This window comes from bacterium (assembly GCA_026129405.1).
Classification (GTDB): Bacteria; Desulfobacterota; Binatia; order DP-6; family DP-6; genus JAHCID01.
Window position 1 is genome coordinate 196,359 of the sequence record JAHCID010000001.1, and the last position, 16,851, is coordinate 213,209.

A 16,851-nucleotide genomic window follows, 5' to 3' on the forward strand; every position below is an offset into this window, starting at 1 on the left:
GCCTCACCCGCCGAGCACGGCAGCCAGACTCTCGTCCGCGGAGCGAGCGTGCATCCCGAGGCGGCGCAGGTCGTCCTCGACCGGCACGCGGCGTAGGCCAGCCAGGCCGAGCAGACTCTCGGAGCGCAGCGGGAAGGGCACCCCGAGCTTTTCGCACGCCTTCACGCCCGCCAGCACCGGGCCGAACGGCAGGGGCAGGAAGACGACGCGGATGCGGAGCCGCTTGGCCGCATTACGCAGGAATGCGCCGATCGTCGGCGGATCGGGCTCGGCGACGTTGACCGCACCGGTGACACCCAGACGCAACGCCCGCACCAGCGCCTCGCCGACGTCGTCGACGTGTACCGTCTGCAACGGCTGTCGGCCGCCGTCGAACAGCGGCACGAGGTGCAACTTCTGCATGAGGTCCATCAGCAGGCGGAAGAGGCCGTGGCCGTCTCGGCCGATGACCAGCCCGGGACGCAGGACAAGATCGCGTTGCGGATCGAGCACCCGCTCCAGCTCCGCTTTGCTGCGCGCATAGTAGTTCGGCGCATCGGGCGTCGCGGCGATCGTCGACACGAAGACGAAGCGCGCAACGCCCGCCCGGCGCGCGGCTTCGCGCAGGCGCCGCGTACCACCCTCGTTCACGCGCTTCGCCTTCGCGAGATCGGTCTCCTTCGTGGCGTAAGCGCAATGGACGATCGCCGACGCGCCGTCGAGCAGCGTCTCGTCGAGGACGTCCGGCAGCTCGGCACGCCCGCCGCGCGCGACGTCGGCGCGTCCCGCGACGGTGGCCGGGTCGCGGACCAGCGCCCGGACCTCCCAGCCGTCCGCCGCGAGGTGGCGGCAGAGCACGCTGCCCACGAACCCGTTCGCTCCGGTGACGACCGCGACGCGTGTGCTCATCGGAGACGCTCTCCCAGGCGGGTGCCGACGCGATCCGCGTTGGCCATGATGTTGAACGTGAGCCCCTTCGGGGGAAGCCAGGGGAAGATCGAACCGTCCGCCAGATACACCGCGCGCGTGCCGCGCAGGAGCCCTTCGGGCGTGCAGGTGAGCGGACGCTCCTCCGGGGTCATGGGGAACGTCCCGGCATAGTGCAGGCTCGCGCCGTGGCCGGGGCGGATCGTCTTCAGCGGGATGCAGCCGAAGCCGCGGAAGAAGCGGAGCAGCGTGCGCTCGTCGTCGCGCTGGATCGCCTCCTCCTCGGCGGAGGGGCGGTAGACGACGTCGAGCCGATCGGACGCGCCGTCACGCCGCAACGCGCACGTTTTGCCGGGCGCCGGCCGCTCCTCGTGATGGATACCGAGGATCGTGAACACGGGCATCAGCACGCGCAGCAGGCGCCGCGCCTCGCGGTACGCGAGCGGCGTCTCCTTCATGAGCTTGAAGGTGAGCAACGAGCGGTACGAGAAGACCTGTGCCTGGAGGATCCCGCCGCGGCCCGCGCCGCGCCGCTCGACGACGGCCGTCAGCTGCCCGAGGCTGTAGCGCGCGTCGCGCGCCGAGCGGCCGATGAGCCCGAGGTTCAGCGTCGGGACGTAGGCGTACGCGTTGCAGAGCATCGGAATCGAGCGGTCGTAGAGGTCGAGCGAGCGGAGCACGAGGCGTGCGGTGCCGATGGTGCCCGCGGCGAGCACGAGAGCGCGCGCGTCGTGCGACTCCGCCGCCCGGGTGTCGGCGTGCGTCGTCCGGACGCGGACGCCGTCGGGCGTCTCCTCGAAGCGCTCGACGAAGCGACGGTCGAGATAGGTGAAGCCGGGTGTCTCCAGCAGCTCCGCGAGGGTCCACTGTGGGCGGTAGATCGCACGGCCCAGGTCGGCCCAGTAGTCCATGTCCTGGTAGCCGTACGGCCCTCGGCCGCGGTGGGGGCGCGTGCACGCCGCGACGCGAGGGCGTCCCAGGAAGAAGCCCTTGGCGTTCAGCTCGGCGCGTCGCCGCTGGTACTTCGCGAGCAGCACCTCGCCGCCGCCGTCGATGTCGAGCGGGGGCATGATGGACGGGCTCTTGGGGAAGAAGCGCGCGAGATCGTCGTCGTCGCCGCAGACGCCGATCCGCTCGGCCACGGCGTCGTAGTGCGGCTGCATGTCGCGCAGCCCGATGCCCATGTCGCGCAGCTCGTCGTCCGAGAACGGGAAGACACCCGCGCTCCATCCGGCGCCGAGACCGCCGCGCGCGAGGCTCATCGACACCGCGAAGCCCGGGGCGTCGAACGGCATCCAGTCGGACGCGTTGGCGGTGATGTACATGCGCGGCGGCGTCAGCTGTGCGCCGACCCGCACCGGGCCGAAGGGCACGCCCTCGAAGCGGTCGCCGAGAAAGTAGCGGTGCTGGTTCGGGTCGGTCCGCCGCGTCGTCGTGAAGGGCGCGTCGGGCACGAGCGGCGCGTAGTGGGTGTCGCGGTTGCCGAAGTCGAGCATGGTCACGTGCCGTCCGGCCGCGAGGAGCGCGGCGGACGCGTTGACGCCGCCCGGCCCCGAGCCGACGACGAGGACGTCGGTCACACGCGCCCCCGCGCCGCGATCGCCCACAGCGGCAGCCCGATCAGCGCCTGCAGCACCGCCGACGTGCCCGAGAGCGCAAGCTGCCACACGAGCCGCACGGGCGAGACGACCGCGGGCAGGAACTCGTCGGCGTGCTCCGGCGAGGTCTCAAGGATCGCCGCCATAATGAGCACCTTGCCGCGCAGCAGCCCCGTCGGCGCGCGCAGCGCGGCGGCCGCGTCGAGGAACGGCAGACTCCACGGGTGCCGACGCATCCATGCGACGACGGGTTCGTCGGACACGGGCGCGAAGAGGGTGCGCGCCGCATCGACATAGCGCGCGACCAGTGCCGGCGACGGCTCGCGTCCCACCAGATAGCGGCCGAGTAGCGAGCCCTCGCGGGCGAGCGTCGCCTCGTCCGCGGTGCTCACGAGCGCGAGCCCAGGCTCCGTGCCCACAGGCCGAAGAGATGGCTGTACTTGTAGACGGCCTCGTGGAACAGGTTGAACTTCGACTTCCGCCAGTCCTCACACTCGACGGGGATCTGCACGATCTTCCCGCCGGCGCGCTTCGTCAGGTAGCATATCTCGATCACGTACGAGGAGCCCTCGTTGATGCGCTCGCGAAACTTGCCCACGGTCTCTACGCGGTAGGCCTTCGCAGCGATCGAGTAGTCGTCGTAGTTCATGCCGAGCAGCACGCGTGCGATGGCCAGGAAGGTATCCGACGCGAGCTTTCGCACGAACGTCCGCTTCTGTTTCCCGAGTCGCTTCGAACCCACGACGATATCGTGGGTCTCGAGCAGGTCGAGCGCGCGAGGGATGAAGTCGAGATCGATCGAGAGGTCCATGTCGACCGAGACGAGATACGGGTGCCGCGCGCGGCGCACGAACTCGCGGAATGCGAAGCCGACCCCGCGCTGCGGCCCGTGGAAGAACTCCACGTGGGCGAAGCGGCGGCTGAGATCGAAACCCAGCGCCGTGGTCGAGTCGGTCGAGCCGTTGGAGCCGATCAGTATCTCGTACGGCCGGCCGAGGCCGTCGAGGAACGCGATCAGGCGCTCCGTGTTCGCCACCAGGATGGCCTCCTCGTTGTAGACGGGGATCCCGATGGTGAACGGCTTCCTTGCATCAGACGATGTCGGCGTCGCCATACGTGATGTGCCAGCTCCCGATGTCCCGGAGCAGTGAAGTGTCGTCAGGGCGGCAACGGGCACCCAGGTACCAGCGCCGGGGGTTCAGCGAGTCGGGGATGCGGAGAAACCCGAAGCGCGTCAAGTACTGCGCATGCGCCGGGCTCACGAGTGCCGTGAGAAACGCGCTCCGGCGCTCTACTGCGCGCTGCTGCGCAAAGCCCAACACCTCGCGTGTCACCTCCGGATCGACGAGCGGTAGCGGGAACAGATCGACCAGCGCGGTGAACGGCAGGTCGAAGAGAGTGAGCGTCCGCAGCACGAGCAAACCCTCGAGGCGCCCATCGACGACCACCTCGTATGGCTCGTACTCGAATAGCGGCATCGCGATGTAGCGCCAGTGGAGGTACGCAGGATCGCGCACCTGGGCGACCGGAGCGATGTCGCGATGGCGCTCCCAGAGCGCCTGGAAGCGGTCGTCGAATCCGGTGAGGCGGCGGATCGTCGCCCGGCGCGGCGGCCGCGGCTTCGGGGCGACCGTGCGGTAGACGGCATCGCCGACCGCACCGAGGACACGCGCCAGGCCGTCGCTCGGGAGGTAGCGCCGCAGGACGTGGCGGCTCTCGATCGGCTTCACGTAGATCGGGAACGTATGGACGTCGAACCAGTCGAGCTTGCCGACGAAGCCGGGGCGCGAGCTGTCGTTCGGGAAACCCCACACGACGTCGACGCCGTGCTCGCGCGCGACGTCATCGTAGAGGTCGCGCGCGAGCTGCACGAAGATGCCCTGCTTCTGGTAGCGTGGATGGGTCATCGTGTCGCACGAGAGCGCGAAGGTGCGCTCCGTCCCGCGGACGCGGAAACGCGTGGGGATGGCCGCATACTGCCCGCAGACGTAGCCCTCGTGGTCGGCGAGTCGGATCCAGCCCGCCCCCGCGGGATTGTCCTGGAACTGCCAGCGCCACACGTCGGGGCGCAGCTTGTGCGCATCGACGTCGCCGAACACCTCCCGGCGCAGGGCCAGGATCGCGCCCGCGTCGGCCTGACCGCCCGGACGACTTCGCCATGGGCGTTCAGCCATGCGCGCCCTCGGCGGCGGACGGCGCCTGCGCGGCGAGTGCGCCGAACGACGTCACCGCGATGCCGCGGGCGACGAGCGCCTCGGGCAAACGCGGGTCGAGGAGCAGATCGAGATCACGCTCCCAGGCGTAGCGCCAATGGCCGTAACGGCGAACGGTGTCCGCGTCGCGCTGGCCGGGGTGCAACATCACCTCGACGACGTCCGGCGCCGCCCGCGCCCGCACTCGGTCGAGCAGCGTGAGCAGCCCGTCCCTGTCGAGCGCGCCGCCGGCACGCAGAAACCCGACCGTCCAGAATGGATGGAGGCCCGTCGTCCCCGCCGCCCGGCGAGCGCGCCACGCGATGCCACGCAACGCAGCATAGGACGCGACCCGGACCAGACCCGCGCCGCGGTCGGAGGGCTCATACAAGTCGGCGCGCACGAAACGGATACCGCGCCGCCGCGCCTCGGCCACCACCGACGGGAGCACGTCGGGGAGTAGATGCAGGTGCTGGTGCCCGTCGACGTGCGACGGCACGATACCGAGCGCGTCGGCGCGTGCCCACTGCGCAGCCAACTCCTCGCGCGCCTCGGCAGCGCGCCAGTGTCCCGTGATCCAACGTAACGCGACGGCGGCATGCGACGGCAGCAGCCGCCCGTCGCGCAGAAGCGTCGGGATGCGCGCCGCTGGTGCAGCCGGACGCTCCTCGACCAGGGTGAGATGCAACCCCACGTCGAGACCGGGCGTAGCGCGGGCGATCGCTACGGCGTCCTCCGCAGCATCGGCGGTGACCATGAGCGACGTGCTGCGCAGGACACCGCGCACACACGCCTCCGCGATGCCCGCGTTCACCCCGCGCGACAACCCGAAATCGTCGGCGTGGAACACGACGCGCACCGGTCAATCCTTTTGTATCTCGGCGAGCCGCTCTCCGGCGTGTCGGGCCCAGACACTGTCGGAATAGCGTCGCCGCGTCGCTTCGAAAGCCGCAATGGCGCCGGCGACGTCGCCGAGGCTTCGGCGGCAGAGTCCGATGTGGTACTGCGCCTCGGGGGCGTTCACGCCGTCGGGAAACTGCCGCACGATGTTCGCGAACAGCTCCTCGGCCTTCTTCCAGTCCTGCTCGCGGTAGTAGACGATTGCCTCGAAGTACCGCGCGTGGATCGCAGTCATCGACAACGGCGCCAGGCGCTGCACCTCCTGAAAGCCGGGTACGGACTCGCGGAGCTTGCCCGCGTTGTAGAGGTTCTGTGCGTCGCGATAAACCTGCTCCGCCGGCACCGAACGGGCAGCGACGCTGAACACACCGACACCGACACCGACAACGACCAACCCGACGGCGACCGCGGCGCGCCGGCGCCCGGGCGACCAGGCGTCGGCGGCGCGGAGCATGGCATCGACTGGCTGGAGCGGCGGCAGCGCGCGCCGGCGTCGCGCCGCCGAGGCGACGCGGCGCCCGAAGCGACGTCCCGGCGGCAGCAGCGCGCCGACCAGAGCGAGCAAGCCGAGCAGGGTCATCGCCCGCCCGATGATCACTGGCGGCCCAGCTCCGAACACGAGCTCGAACTCCTCGCCCTTCGGAAACACGAGCATGAAGCTCGGCCCCGCAAGCCAGACCCGCTCGCCGGTCGCCGACTGCCAGCGCGGGTGGTACGAGATGCGAATCAGCACCGGGTGCCCCGGCTTTGCGCCGCGAACCGTGATGCGGTCCGTCGTCATCTCCTCGGTGAGCGCCGGCGGATCCGGCAGCGGTACACTCACGAAGGACTCGGGCAGGCCGTCGGAGGTCGCCGAGAAGAGCTCGCGCTCCTGCCGCGTTACCTCGTTCGCGAAGACCGGCACGACGTCGTTCGGCCCCGCGGTCTTGAACCACTGGTACGACGTCAGCTTCCAGTCCGGCACCTGCATCAGCTGCGGCTTCTGAGTGAGCGGCACCGCGTAGCGCGGATCGTTCCCCCTGATGCGGTAGAGATCGTAGTTGCCGACCGACCGCACCTTCTCAAGACCGACGTTCTTCGCCGCGGCGGCCTTCGTATCGGAACTGCGCACGATGAAGTCGGAGACGTTCAGCATGCGAAGGTGCTCGAGCCCGCGGTCGAGATCGAAGCGCGAGCACCCCCAGTTCGGAAAGGGGCACGAATGCGCCTTGCCGATCTCCGACTGGATGTAGAAAACGAACGGCGCCGTCGGCGACCCCTGCATGTAGAGGCCTTCCAGCGTCGAGCGACCCGCGAACATCGGCAGGCTCTCGAAGGCGCGCACCGTCCCTAGCTGCTCGTTGTCCGGCGAATGCTCGTAGACGACGCGTGGGTCCTTGTACGTTCCGCGCAGCGCCTCGCCGATGCCCTTGAGCACCGGCCATGTCGCCTTGCGCTCGAAGCCGGAGTAGTTCCAACGGATCCACGAGGGGATGAACGTGACCTGCTTCTGCACGTAGGCCACGACGGCGCACGCTCCGACCACCGGCCATATCTCCGCGGCTGGCAACCGACCGAGTAGATGACCGAGGCCTGCGCCCGCCGTGATGCAGAGGCCGAGTTGCACGAACGGCACGAAGCGGATGTCGACGACGTGAAACGAGAAGGCGAGGAACCAGAACAGCGCAGCGACGGTCATCACCGCCCACAGCGTCGCGAGGTCACGCGGATATGGACGCCGCTTCACCGCCGCGACGACCGCCTCGATGAGCCCTGTCGCGACCGCGGCGATGACGGCGGGCCACAGGATCGGGGGGAAGACCTCGCGCCATCCGCGAATAGGCCAGCTGTGGTTGTAGGCGGTCGTCCACGGCGAGTACCCAATCAGCGGAACCAGCCAGAACGCGATCAGAAGGATCGCAAGTCCGTGCACCACGGTGAGAATGCCGAAACGGCGCCACCATCCGCGTGCGGCCACGAGCTCTGCCAACGAGCCGAACCCCGCCCAGAGCAACGTGTAGCCGTGGGAGAGGCCGATCAGGCCGACGAGGACGCCATTGGCGAGGACGCCGCGGCCGGTGTCCATCGTGCGGCGCAGCGTGCCGAAGAAGAGGATCGTGAGGGCCAGGCCGAGCGAGAGCGCGAACTCGCCGGCCAGGGTGGAAGGGATGTTGCCGCCCCACATGCTGTTCGCTTCCATGAAGAGGAAGCACAGGGTGCCGAGCGTCCCGAGAGCCGGACCGGGAAACGGCGTACGCATGCAGCGCAGGCTGAGATAGGTGCAGATCGGCAGGAGAAACGTGCCGAGCACGGTGCCGAGCTTGAAGGCGATCGGCAGCGGGATGACGTCGCCGAGGAGGGCGATGATCACGAACGGCAGCGGGAAATAGAATTGGAACAGGGGGAAGCCGCAGTAGTTGCCGGGGTACCAGCCCACCATCTCGCCACGCGGCAGGAGCACGTCGCGCAGGAACTCGGCGGCCGGATAGTGCGACGCCATGTCCCCGCCGTTCGTGAGCGTGTCCGCGAACATGATGTCCGCGGGGAAGTAGCCCGCGATGAAACCAACAGCGGTCGCGACCGCGGCGAGATCGATCAGGTTCCGCAACCAGCGGAACGCTCGCGTGCCGGGCATCAGCGGCGAGACACCCGATCGCGAGCCCGGCGCGCGACGCCGCGGCGTGCGGACACTGCCGTGATCGTCCCGGGGGCACGGAGCAGGATGACGGCCATCGGCCGCTCAGCCTGACACGAGACGCCCAGAAAGGAAAACCCGGTTTGTGCGGCGCCGTACGCGCGCCGCAGCCTCGCTAGGCGGGCTGCCGGCGCATCGCCCGGGCCGTCACCAGGATCAACCATAGGAGCACGAAGCCGCCGGCGATCCACGGCAACTTCGAGCGATGTCGATCGAGAAAGGTCTCCCCGACCTCGATCGCGACCACGCCCTGCGAGACGAGCCCCTGATGCACGTTGCCGTCTTCGTACTCCACCGCGATGAAGACCGGATAGCGGCTGCCTGGCAGCGCCGTGCGGTTCGTCACCGGCACGTCGACTGCGCGCTCCTCCCAACCGTCGAGCGTGATCTCCTGCCGGGGCGATCCGGTCTCGAGTCCCTCGGGCAGCAGCATGCTCACCGTCGTCTTGCGCTCGTCGGCGGTCAGGTTCTTCAGCTGCACGCGGACCGATCCCGAGCCGGCGATGCCGTCCGATTCGAGGCGCGCCACCGCGACCTTCGCCGGCGGCGGGTTGCCGATGACGAGGCTCTGCACCTGGAGCGCCTGGAACGGGTACTGGTTCAGGTCGGTGTAGTCGACGGCGACCTTGTACGGCCAGCGGCCGTCGGTGAGCTGCCCGGCCGGGATGCTGAGCGTCTCCTCGAAGTCCGTGCCGGGCTCGAGGCGGGGCGTCCCCTTGCCGCGCACCTCGGCGTCGCGGAACACGAGCTTCGGCGTCACCGACAGCGCGGCCTCGTCCCCGGAGTTGTTCACCCGCAGCTTGACCGTGAGATCGTCGCCCTCGAGCGTCGCGGTCGGGACGATGCTGATGCTGATGGTGCCGGCCGCGGCGGTCCCGACCGCGAGCAGCAGGGCGCCAAAGACGAGGAAGGGTGAGCGCATGGCGAGGCACCTTGCACGAGTCGGCCGAAAATCAAAGCCACCGCGACGCCGGTGGCGGGTCGATACGAGCAGCAGATCTCCGTGCGAATCGAAGGGTGTCCAGCCGAGTCCGGCTCCGCGGTCGCGAGGCGACGGAGCGCGGCGGAACGACATGCCCGCGAAGCGGTGGCCGAGCGATCGGCACCTCCGGGAACTGTCCGAGGAGCGCCTGGCTTCCGATGACGACGATCGCGTCGTCCTGCGCTAGGTCCGCCGCGACCCGGATCAGATGATCGAGCTACTCGCGGGTCACGTGCCCGCCCCCGCGGAACGCCACAGCTGCCAACGCTCTCGCGGATCGAGAGCGCCGGCGAACCAGGCGGTGATACGCGAGGCTGCGCGCCTCGGCCCCGCCGCGCGCCGTCGAACCACCCGCTCAGCCGCCCGCGAGGTGCGCCACCACCGCGTCGTGCAGCCGGCCGTTGGTCGCCACCGCCTCGTTGCCGCGGATCGTGCGGGTGCCCTTCCAGTCGGTGAACCGACCGCCCGCTTCTTCCACGATGGGCAGCAGCGCGGCGCAGTCCCAGACGTTCATCAGCGGGTCGAGGGCGATCTCGGCGCGGCCGGTGGCGACCAGCACGTAGGCGTAGCAGTCCGCCCACGTGCGGCGCATGCCGACCTCGGCCGCGAGGCGCGCGAAGGCGTCGGAGCGGGCGCGGGCGGTGGCCTCGTCGGTAAGGCAGAGGAGCGCGCGGTCGAGGCGGTCGACGTCGGACACGCGGCACGGGCGGCCGTTCCAGGTGCAGCCGAGGCCTTGCGCGGCGGCGATCATCTCGTCGAGCGCCGGCAGGTAGCAGACGCCGACCACCGGCACGCCCTCGCGCTCGACGGCGACGAGCGTGCCGTAGAGCGGCACGCCGCGGACGAACGTGCGGGTGCCGTCGAGCGGGTCGACGATCCACCGCCACGGCTCCGTGCCCGCCGTCTCGCCCTGCTCTTCGCCGAGCACGGTGTGCTTCGGGAAGCGGCGCGCGATGACGTCGCGGATCAGCTGCTCGGCTTCGCGGTCGGCGCGTGTGACCTCCGTCCGGTCCGCCTTCGTCTCCGCGCCCATGGTGCCGGTGCGGAAGTAGGCGAGCGTGCGCCGCCCGCCCACGAAGGCCGCCTCCTGCGCGGTGGCGAGGAGGCCTCTCAGCGCCGGATCGCTCACCGCGACGCCCCGAGCAGCCCGCGCAGCACATACGGCATGAGGCCGCCCTGCCGGTAGTACTCGACGTCGTCCGGCGTATCGACGCGCGCGATCGCCTGGAACGTCTTCGTCGTGCCGCCTTCCGCCGTCGCGGTGACGGTCACCTTCTTCTTGGGCTTCAAATCGCTGGCCAGGCCGGCGACGTCGAACGTCTCCCGGCCCGTCAGCCCGTGCGACGCCGCGCTCTCGCCCGGCAGGAACTCGAGCGGCATGACGCCCATGCCGACGAGGTTCGAGCGGTGGATGCGCTCGTAGCTCTCGGCGAGGACCGCCTTCACGCCGAGGAGCAGCGTGCCCTTCGCGGCCCAGTCGCGCGACGAGCCCGTGCCGTACTCCTTGCCGGCGATGACGATGAGCGGCACGCCGTCCTGCTGGTAGCGCACGGCCGCGTCGTAGATCGCCATGCGCTCGCCCGACGGCATGTGCGTCGTGACGCCGCCCTCGACGCCTGGGACGAGCTGGTTCCGGATGCGGATGTTCGCGAACGTGCCGCGCACCATCACCTCGTGGTTGCCGCGCCGCGCGCCGTACGAGTTGAAGTCCTTCGGCTGCACGCCGAGGCCGACGAGGTAGCGGCCGGCGGGGCTGTCCGCCTTGATCGAGCCGGCGGGGGAGATGTGGTCGGTCGTGATCGAGTCGCCGAGCAGCGCCAGGACGCGCGCGCCCGCAACGTCGGTGACCGGGGACGCCTCGCGCGTGATCTCGGCGCAGAACGACGGCGACTTGATGTACGTGCTGGCCTCGTCCCAGGCGTAGCGGTCGCCCGTCGGCACCGGCAGCCTCCGCCAGTGCTCGTCGCCTTCGAAGACGCGCGCGTACTCCTCGCGGAAGCGCTCGGCCGAGACGGCGCCGAGCGCCGTCTTCACCTCGTCGGGTGTCGGCCAGACGTCGGCGAACATGACGGGCTTGCCCTGCGGATCGGTGCCGATCGGGTCGGTGGCGGGATCGAAGTCCATCGTGCCGGCGATCGCGTAGGCGACGACGAGCGGCGGCGAGGCGAGGTAGTTGGCGCGCGTCAGCGGGTTCACGCGCCCCTCGAAGTTGCGGTTGCCCGACAGCACCGCGGCGACGACCAGGTCGCCGCCCTCGACGGCCTTCGCCACCGGCTCGGGCAGCGGGCCCGAGTTGCCGATGCACGTCGTGCAGCCGTAGCCGACGAGGTTGAAGCCGAGCGTCTCGAGGTCCTTGGTCACGCCGGCATCGTCGAGGTAGCGCGTGACGACCTTCGAGCCCGGGGCGAGGCTCGTCTTCACCCACGGCTTCACGCGCAGCCCGCGCGCCACCGCCTTCTTCGCGACCAGCCCGGCGCCGAGCATCACCGACGGGTTCGACGTGTTCGTGCAGCTCGTGATCGCCGCGATGACGACCGAGCCGTGCTTCAGCTCGCCGCTCTGGCCGTTCATGGATACCGGCTGCGCAGCGTCGGCCGGCTTGCCCTTCAGGTAGTCGTCGAGCGCCGTCTTCCACGCCGCCTTGCTGGTCTTGAGGGGCACGCGGTCCTGCGGGCGCTTCGGGCCGGCCATGCTGGGCTCGACGGTGCCGAGGTCGAGCGTCAGCGTGTCGGTGAACTCGGGGTCGGGCGTGCTCGCGGTGCGGAAGAGGCCCTGCGCCTCGTAGTAGGCCTCGACCAGCGCGATCTGCTCGACCGGGCGTGCGGAGAGGCGCAGGTAGGCGAGCGTCTCGTCGTCGACCGGGAAGAAGCCGATGGTTGCGCCGTACTCCGGCGCCATGTTGGCGATGGTCGCGCGATCGGCGAGCGAGAGGCCGGCGAGGCCGGTGCCGTAGAACTCGACGAACTTCCCGACCACGCCCTTCTTGCGCAGCATCTGCGTGACGGTGAGGACGGCGTCGGTCGCGGTCGCGCCGGGCGCGAGCGTGCCGGTGAGCTTGAAGCCGATCACCTGCGGCACGAGCATGACGGTGGGCTGGCCCAGCATCGCCGCCTCGGCCTCGATGCCGCCGACCCCCCAGCCGACGACGCCGAGCCCGTTGATCATGGTCGTGTGCGAATCGGTGCCGAGCACGGTGTCGGGGAAGGCCATGCCGTCGCGGTCGACCACCACGGGCGCCAGGTACTCGAGGTTCACCTGGTGGACGATGCCCGTCCCCGGCGGGACCACGCGGAAGTTCGAGAAGGCGCCCTGGCCCCAGCGCAGGAAGAGGTAGCGCTCGCGGTTGCGCTCGTACTCGATCGCGACGTTCTCCTGGAACGCCGCCGGCGTGCCGAAGGCGTCGACCTGCACGGAGTGGTCGATGACGAGGTCGACGGGTTGGAGCGGGTTGATCTTCGCGGGATCGCCGCCCATGCGCGCCATCGCGTCGCGCATCGCGGCCAGGTCGGCGACACAGGGGACGCCGGTGAAGTCCTGGAGGATCACCCGCGCCGGCATGAACGGGATCTCGCGGCTCGGATCGGCCTTGGGGTCCCACCCCAGTACGGCCTCGACGTGCTCCTTCGTGACCGAGCGCCCGTCCTCCCGCCGCAGGAGGTTCTCGAGCAGGATGCGCAGGGAGACGGGAAGGCGCGCGGCCCGCGCGCCCAGGGCCTCGAGGCGGTGATACGCGAGCGTCTTGCCGTGGACCTCGAGGCTGCTGCGGGTCTTGAAGCTGTCCGGGGTGGCCATGGGCGAGGTTTAGTACGCCGCCGGCCCCCGTCCAAGCCGATGCACGCCCCTGCGACGACGCGCGGCGGGCGCTCGACGCCGCCGCGTCGAGCGCCGCCGCGACCGGCGCCGCGTCAGCCCGGATACTTTCCCGTGATGTAGTTCTCGAGGTGCTGGATCGTCTCCTCCTGGAGGGAGATCGTCCACTTCACCAGATCGCCGATGGAGACGATTCCGATCACCTCGTCGTCCTGGACCACGGGAAGATGCCGGATCCGGTGCGCGGTCATGAGCGACATGCACTCGTCGACCGTGTAGTCGGACGCGACCGAGATCACGGGGCTGCTCATGATGTCGCGCACGCGCGTCTCGCGCGACGAGCGCCCCTTCAGCACCACCTTGCGGGCGTAGTCGCGCTCGGAGAGCATGCCGACCGGCCCGCCGTCCTCCATCACGAGGAGCGCACCCACGCCCTTGCGCGCCATCTCCGCGACGGCCTCGTACACCGACGCGTCGGGAGCGATGGCCCACACCTCAGCGGACTTGCTCCCGAGCAACGTCGCGATCGTCTCTACCATCTTCATGGCGACCACCTCGCTTGTCCTGGGGAAGACCCGAGATGACCCGTCATAGTCCCGGTCACACCGATCGGCCAAGCCCCAAATGCAGGCCGCAGATGCCGCACCGTGGCAGGCAGGCGCGGCGGCGTCAGCGCCAGCCGACGACGCGATAGCCGTGGTCGGCGAGGCAGGTCTCGACCGCGCTGCGATAGATCGGGCTCGGCTCCAGCGGCCGGAAGACGACCGCGTTGAAGAGCGACGCTGCGGCGCCGCCGGCCGCGCCTGCCGCGGCCCCGACGCCCGGGTTGCCCCACACGGCCCCGCCGACGACCCCACCGACCGTGCCGATCACGGCACCCATCAGCGTCTCCTGTGCCACCTGCGGCGCAGGATTCGGCTCCTCGTGGGTCGAGGCCAGGGACTCGCACTCGCCCACCTGCGCGTCGGCACGGGCGAGATCGGCGTTGACGGCGGCGTCCTGGTAGAGGACCGGACGGCGGGCGGCGCAGCCGCCGGCGGCGAGCGCCACGAGGACGGCGATGGCGACGGCGGCAGGGCTCGTACGGTGGGACATCGGTGCTTCTCCTCTGGTGGCTGCGGTCCACCGTACGCCGGTGGTGCGCCCCCGGGAACACGGCGGCGCGCAGATGGTTGCGCATCTGCCCGCGCGGCGGAGGCGCCGTGCATCGATGCCCGATCGCGTCGAGCATGCGAGTCGGACCATCGCGCGTCGGACCGCACACGCAGCGACGCGCGGGCACGGCGGTTGCTCCTACTTTCCGGGTGCGCCCCGCAGCCGCATGGGCAAGTGCGCCGTCGAGGCCCTGCCTTGACGGTGCGCCGCGACCGTCGATAGCGTCCCGGCGCGCTCGGCACACGAGCCTCGATCCCGCTTCCGTGCTTCGTCTCCTCATTCCACTACTGGCCCTGCTGCTGCTCGCCGCGCGCGGCGATGCCGCGACCTTCACCGTCACCGTGGCCGACGACGCCGGCGAGGGCTCGCTGCGGGCTGCGATCACGGCGGCGAACGACGAGACGACGAACCCGGGCCCCGATAGCATCGCCTTCGCGCTCCCGGGCGACGCCGTCCCGACGATCACGCTCTCGACGCCGCTCCCCGAGATCACCGCCCCGGTGGTCATCGACGGCACGACCCAGCCCACCTCCCGCCTCGTCGAGATCACCGGCGCCGGCGCGGTGGCGAACGGGCTCGTGGTCACCGGCGGCGGCAGCACGCTGCGCGGCCTGATCGTGAACCGCTTCAGCCAGGCCGGGCTCGTGCTCCAGACGCCCGGCGGCGGCAGCACGATCGAGGGGTGCTTCATCGGCACCGACGCCGGACGCCTGACCGGCGCGTCGCCGGCCATGCCGACCGGCATCCTCGTCGACCGGTCCGGCCAGAACCGCATCGGCGGCGCCTCGACGACCGCCCGCAACGTGATCGCGGGCAACCAGGTCGGTCTGCGCGTCACCGGCACGACGGCGGCCGACAACGTCGTCGAGGGCAACTACGTCGGCCTCGCGGCCAACGGGCTCACGGCGATCGGCAACACCTCGCGCGGCATCGTCCTCGCGGGGGGCGCGCGGCGCACGCGCATCGGCAGCACCAACGCGGCCGGGCGCAACGTCGTCTCGCAGAACTGGGCGGGCACGAACACCGGCGTCGGCATCGAGATCGTCGGCCCGACGACGCAGGAGAACACCGTCCTCGGCAACTTCATCGGCACCGACGCCAGCGGCGTCCAGCGCCGTCTGAACGGCGCCGGCATCGTCATCGACCAGGCGGTGAACAACCTGATCGGCGGCACGACCGCCGCCGAGCGCAACGTCATCTCCGGCAACGAGATCAACCTCGTCATCAACAGCGTGGGCGGGCAGGCGAACCGCATCTTCGGCAACTGGATCGGCCCCAACGCGCTCGACACCGGCATCGTCACCGGCAACGGCACCGGCATCCGCGTGAGCCTCGCGTTCAGCCCGACGCGGATCGGCGGTCTCGAGCCCGGCGCGGGCAACGTCATCGTCGGGCACAGCGCCTCCGGCATCTTCCTCACCGGCAACGCCAGCAACCAGCGCATCGAAGGCAATCAGATCGGCCTGCGCCCGAACGGCACCTCGATCGGCGGCAACGTCCTCAACGGCGTCAGCATCCAGGGCAGCAACAACGTCGTCGCCGGCAACCTGATCGCGCACAACGGGCAGATCGGCGTCGCGGTCGACAGCGGAACCGGCAACACGATCCGCAGCAACCGCATCTACTCGAACACCGGCCTCGCGATCGACCTCGCACCGCTCCAGGTGGTCAACCCCAACGACGACGGCGACGCCGACACCGGCCCGAACGACCTGCAGAACTTCCCCGTCCTCAACGCGGTGGTTCCGATCGGCGCAACGACCGCCGGCGGGACGCTGTCGAGCACGCCGAACACGACCTTCACCATCGACGTCTACCTGAACCCTGCGTGCGACCCGTCGGGCCACGGCGAGGCCACGCAGCCGTTCGGCTCGGTGCAGACGACCACGAACGCGGGCGGCGTAGCGACCTTCGTGGTCCCGCTCGCCGAGCCCGTGCCGCCGGGCCAGGTGCTCACGGCGACGGCGACGGCGCCGAACGGCAGCACGTCCGAGCTGTCGGCCTGCACCAACGCGGCCGCGTCGACCACCACGACCACCGTCGTCACCACCTCGACCACCAGGCCGCCGGGGAGCACGACGACCACGACGAAGCGCCCCACGACCACCGTCGGCCCGACCACGACGACGACCACGACGCTCCCCGGCCCGCCGACCACGACGACGACCATCCCCGAGGTCTGCGGCGACCGCATCGACAACGACGGCGACGGCTACGTCGATTGCGACGACCTCGACTGCTTCGGCCACCCCGCCTGTCTCGCACAGGGGTGCACCGACGCGCCGACCGTCGCCGCGGTCATCTGCCGGCTCGACGAGCAACGGACGGTCGTCGCCTCGGCGGCCGACCTCGGCACCGCCGCGTCGCCCGTCGCGAGCCGCCTCGACAAGGCGCGGGCGGCGCTGGTCGGCGCCCAGGGCTCATGCGCGCTCGGCAAGCGCGCGCCGACCCGCCGTCGCCTCGCCCAGTCCCGTCGTCTCCTGCGCACGGCAGAGGCCCAGCTGCGTAAGCGCGCGCCCAGGGCCGGCGTGTCGCCGCTGCGCATCGACGTGCTCGCCGCCGGCCTGCGCCCGGTGCAGGAACGGGTGAACGTCCTGCGCCAGTCGATCGTCTGCCCCGGCGGCTGAGCAGCCC

At 70.5% G+C, this 16,851-nt stretch carries 13 protein-coding genes; 1 reads left to right on the top strand and 12 read right to left on the bottom strand.

The features are described 5' to 3' along the window. Positions 1-3: 3 nt before the first annotated feature. From KIT14_00950 to KIT14_01005, 12 genes are all read right to left on the bottom strand, one after another. On the bottom strand, positions 4-888 hold the full coding sequence (locus KIT14_00950) for an NAD-dependent epimerase/dehydratase family protein (protein MCW5889096.1): 885 nt from the start codon (positions 886-888) through the stop codon (positions 4-6). Next, positions 885-2,486 (bottom strand): hypothetical protein, encoded by a 1,602-nt coding sequence (locus tag KIT14_00955; GenBank protein MCW5889097.1) that lies wholly within the window; start codon positions 2,484-2,486, stop codon positions 885-887. The genes KIT14_00950 and KIT14_00955 overlap by 4 nt, the downstream gene beginning before the upstream one ends. Continuing rightward, a complete protein-coding gene (locus KIT14_00960; GenBank protein MCW5889098.1) occupies positions 2,483-2,896 on the bottom strand; it encodes a hypothetical protein in 414 nt (137 codons plus the stop codon). Before KIT14_00960 ends, KIT14_00955 begins: the two co-directional genes overlap by 4 nt. After that, a complete protein-coding gene (locus KIT14_00965) occupies positions 2,893-3,618 on the bottom strand; it encodes a glycosyltransferase (protein MCW5889099.1) in 726 nt (241 codons plus the stop codon). Before KIT14_00965 ends, KIT14_00960 begins: the two co-directional genes overlap by 4 nt. After that, positions 3,596-4,678 carry a GNAT family N-acetyltransferase gene (locus KIT14_00970; protein MCW5889100.1) on the bottom strand — a complete coding sequence of 361 codons (1,083 nt, stop codon included), beginning with the start codon at positions 4,676-4,678 and terminating at the stop codon, positions 3,596-3,598. Before KIT14_00970 ends, KIT14_00965 begins: the two co-directional genes overlap by 23 nt. After that, a complete protein-coding gene (locus KIT14_00975) occupies positions 4,671-5,555 on the bottom strand; it encodes a ChbG/HpnK family deacetylase (GenBank protein MCW5889101.1) in 885 nt (294 codons plus the stop codon). Before KIT14_00975 ends, KIT14_00970 begins: the two co-directional genes overlap by 8 nt. A gap of 3 nt (positions 5,556-5,558) precedes the next feature. After that, entirely contained in the window at positions 5,559-8,210 is a 2,652-nt protein-coding gene (locus tag KIT14_00980; GenBank protein MCW5889102.1) for a tetratricopeptide repeat protein, read from the bottom strand. A 175-nt stretch (positions 8,211-8,385) separates the two neighbouring features. Then, the gene (locus KIT14_00985; protein ID MCW5889103.1) at positions 8,386-9,192 is read right to left on the bottom strand and encodes a hypothetical protein; all 807 of its coding nucleotides are present in this window, start codon (positions 9,190-9,192) and stop codon (positions 8,386-8,388) included. Between the two features lie 415 nt (positions 9,193-9,607). Continuing rightward, positions 9,608-10,381 carry a histidinol-phosphatase gene (hisN, locus tag KIT14_00990; GenBank protein ID MCW5889104.1) on the bottom strand — a complete coding sequence of 258 codons (774 nt, stop codon included), beginning with the start codon at positions 10,379-10,381 and terminating at the stop codon, positions 9,608-9,610. Then, positions 10,378-13,044 carry an aconitate hydratase AcnA gene (gene acnA / locus KIT14_00995; GenBank protein MCW5889105.1) on the bottom strand — a complete coding sequence of 889 codons (2,667 nt, stop codon included), beginning with the start codon at positions 13,042-13,044 and terminating at the stop codon, positions 10,378-10,380. Before acnA ends, hisN begins: the two co-directional genes overlap by 4 nt. A gap of 113 nt (positions 13,045-13,157) precedes the next feature. After that, positions 13,158-13,607: a CBS domain-containing protein gene (locus KIT14_01000; GenBank protein ID MCW5889106.1), complete on the bottom strand. Its 450-nt coding sequence runs from the start codon at positions 13,605-13,607 to the stop codon at positions 13,158-13,160. A 124-nt stretch (positions 13,608-13,731) separates the two neighbouring features. Further along, positions 13,732-14,157: a hypothetical protein gene (locus KIT14_01005; GenBank protein ID MCW5889107.1), complete on the bottom strand. Its 426-nt coding sequence runs from the start codon at positions 14,155-14,157 to the stop codon at positions 13,732-13,734. A 323-nt stretch (positions 14,158-14,480) separates the two neighbouring features. Here KIT14_01005 and KIT14_01010 point away from each other — a divergent pair, with 323 nt between their 5' ends. Further along, positions 14,481-16,844: a hypothetical protein gene (locus KIT14_01010; GenBank protein MCW5889108.1), complete on the top strand. Its 2,364-nt coding sequence runs from the start codon at positions 14,481-14,483 to the stop codon at positions 16,842-16,844. Positions 16,845-16,851 lie beyond the last annotated feature (7 nt).

Coding starts and splice junctions, on each gene's coding strand:
- KIT14_00950 (MCW5889096.1), bottom strand. CDS start 888: ATGAGCACACGCGTCGCGGTCGTCACCGGAGCGAACGGGTTCGTGGGC.
- KIT14_00965 (MCW5889099.1), bottom strand. CDS start 3,618: ATGGCGACGCCGACATCGTCTGATGCAAGGAAGCCGTTCACCATCGGG.
- KIT14_00970 (MCW5889100.1), bottom strand. CDS start 4,678: ATGGCTGAACGCCCATGGCGAAGTCGTCCGGGCGGTCAGGCCGACGCG.
- KIT14_00980 (MCW5889102.1), bottom strand. CDS start 8,210: ATGCCCGGCACGCGAGCGTTCCGCTGGTTGCGGAACCTGATCGATCTC.
- KIT14_00985 (MCW5889103.1), bottom strand. CDS start 9,192: ATGCGCTCACCCTTCCTCGTCTTTGGCGCCCTGCTGCTCGCGGTCGGG.
- acnA (MCW5889105.1), bottom strand. CDS start 13,044: ATGGCCACCCCGGACAGCTTCAAGACCCGCAGCAGCCTCGAGGTCCAC.
- KIT14_01000 (MCW5889106.1), bottom strand. CDS start 13,607: ATGAAGATGGTAGAGACGATCGCGACGTTGCTCGGGAGCAAGTCCGCT.
- KIT14_01005 (MCW5889107.1), bottom strand. CDS start 14,157: ATGTCCCACCGTACGAGCCCTGCCGCCGTCGCCATCGCCGTCCTCGTG.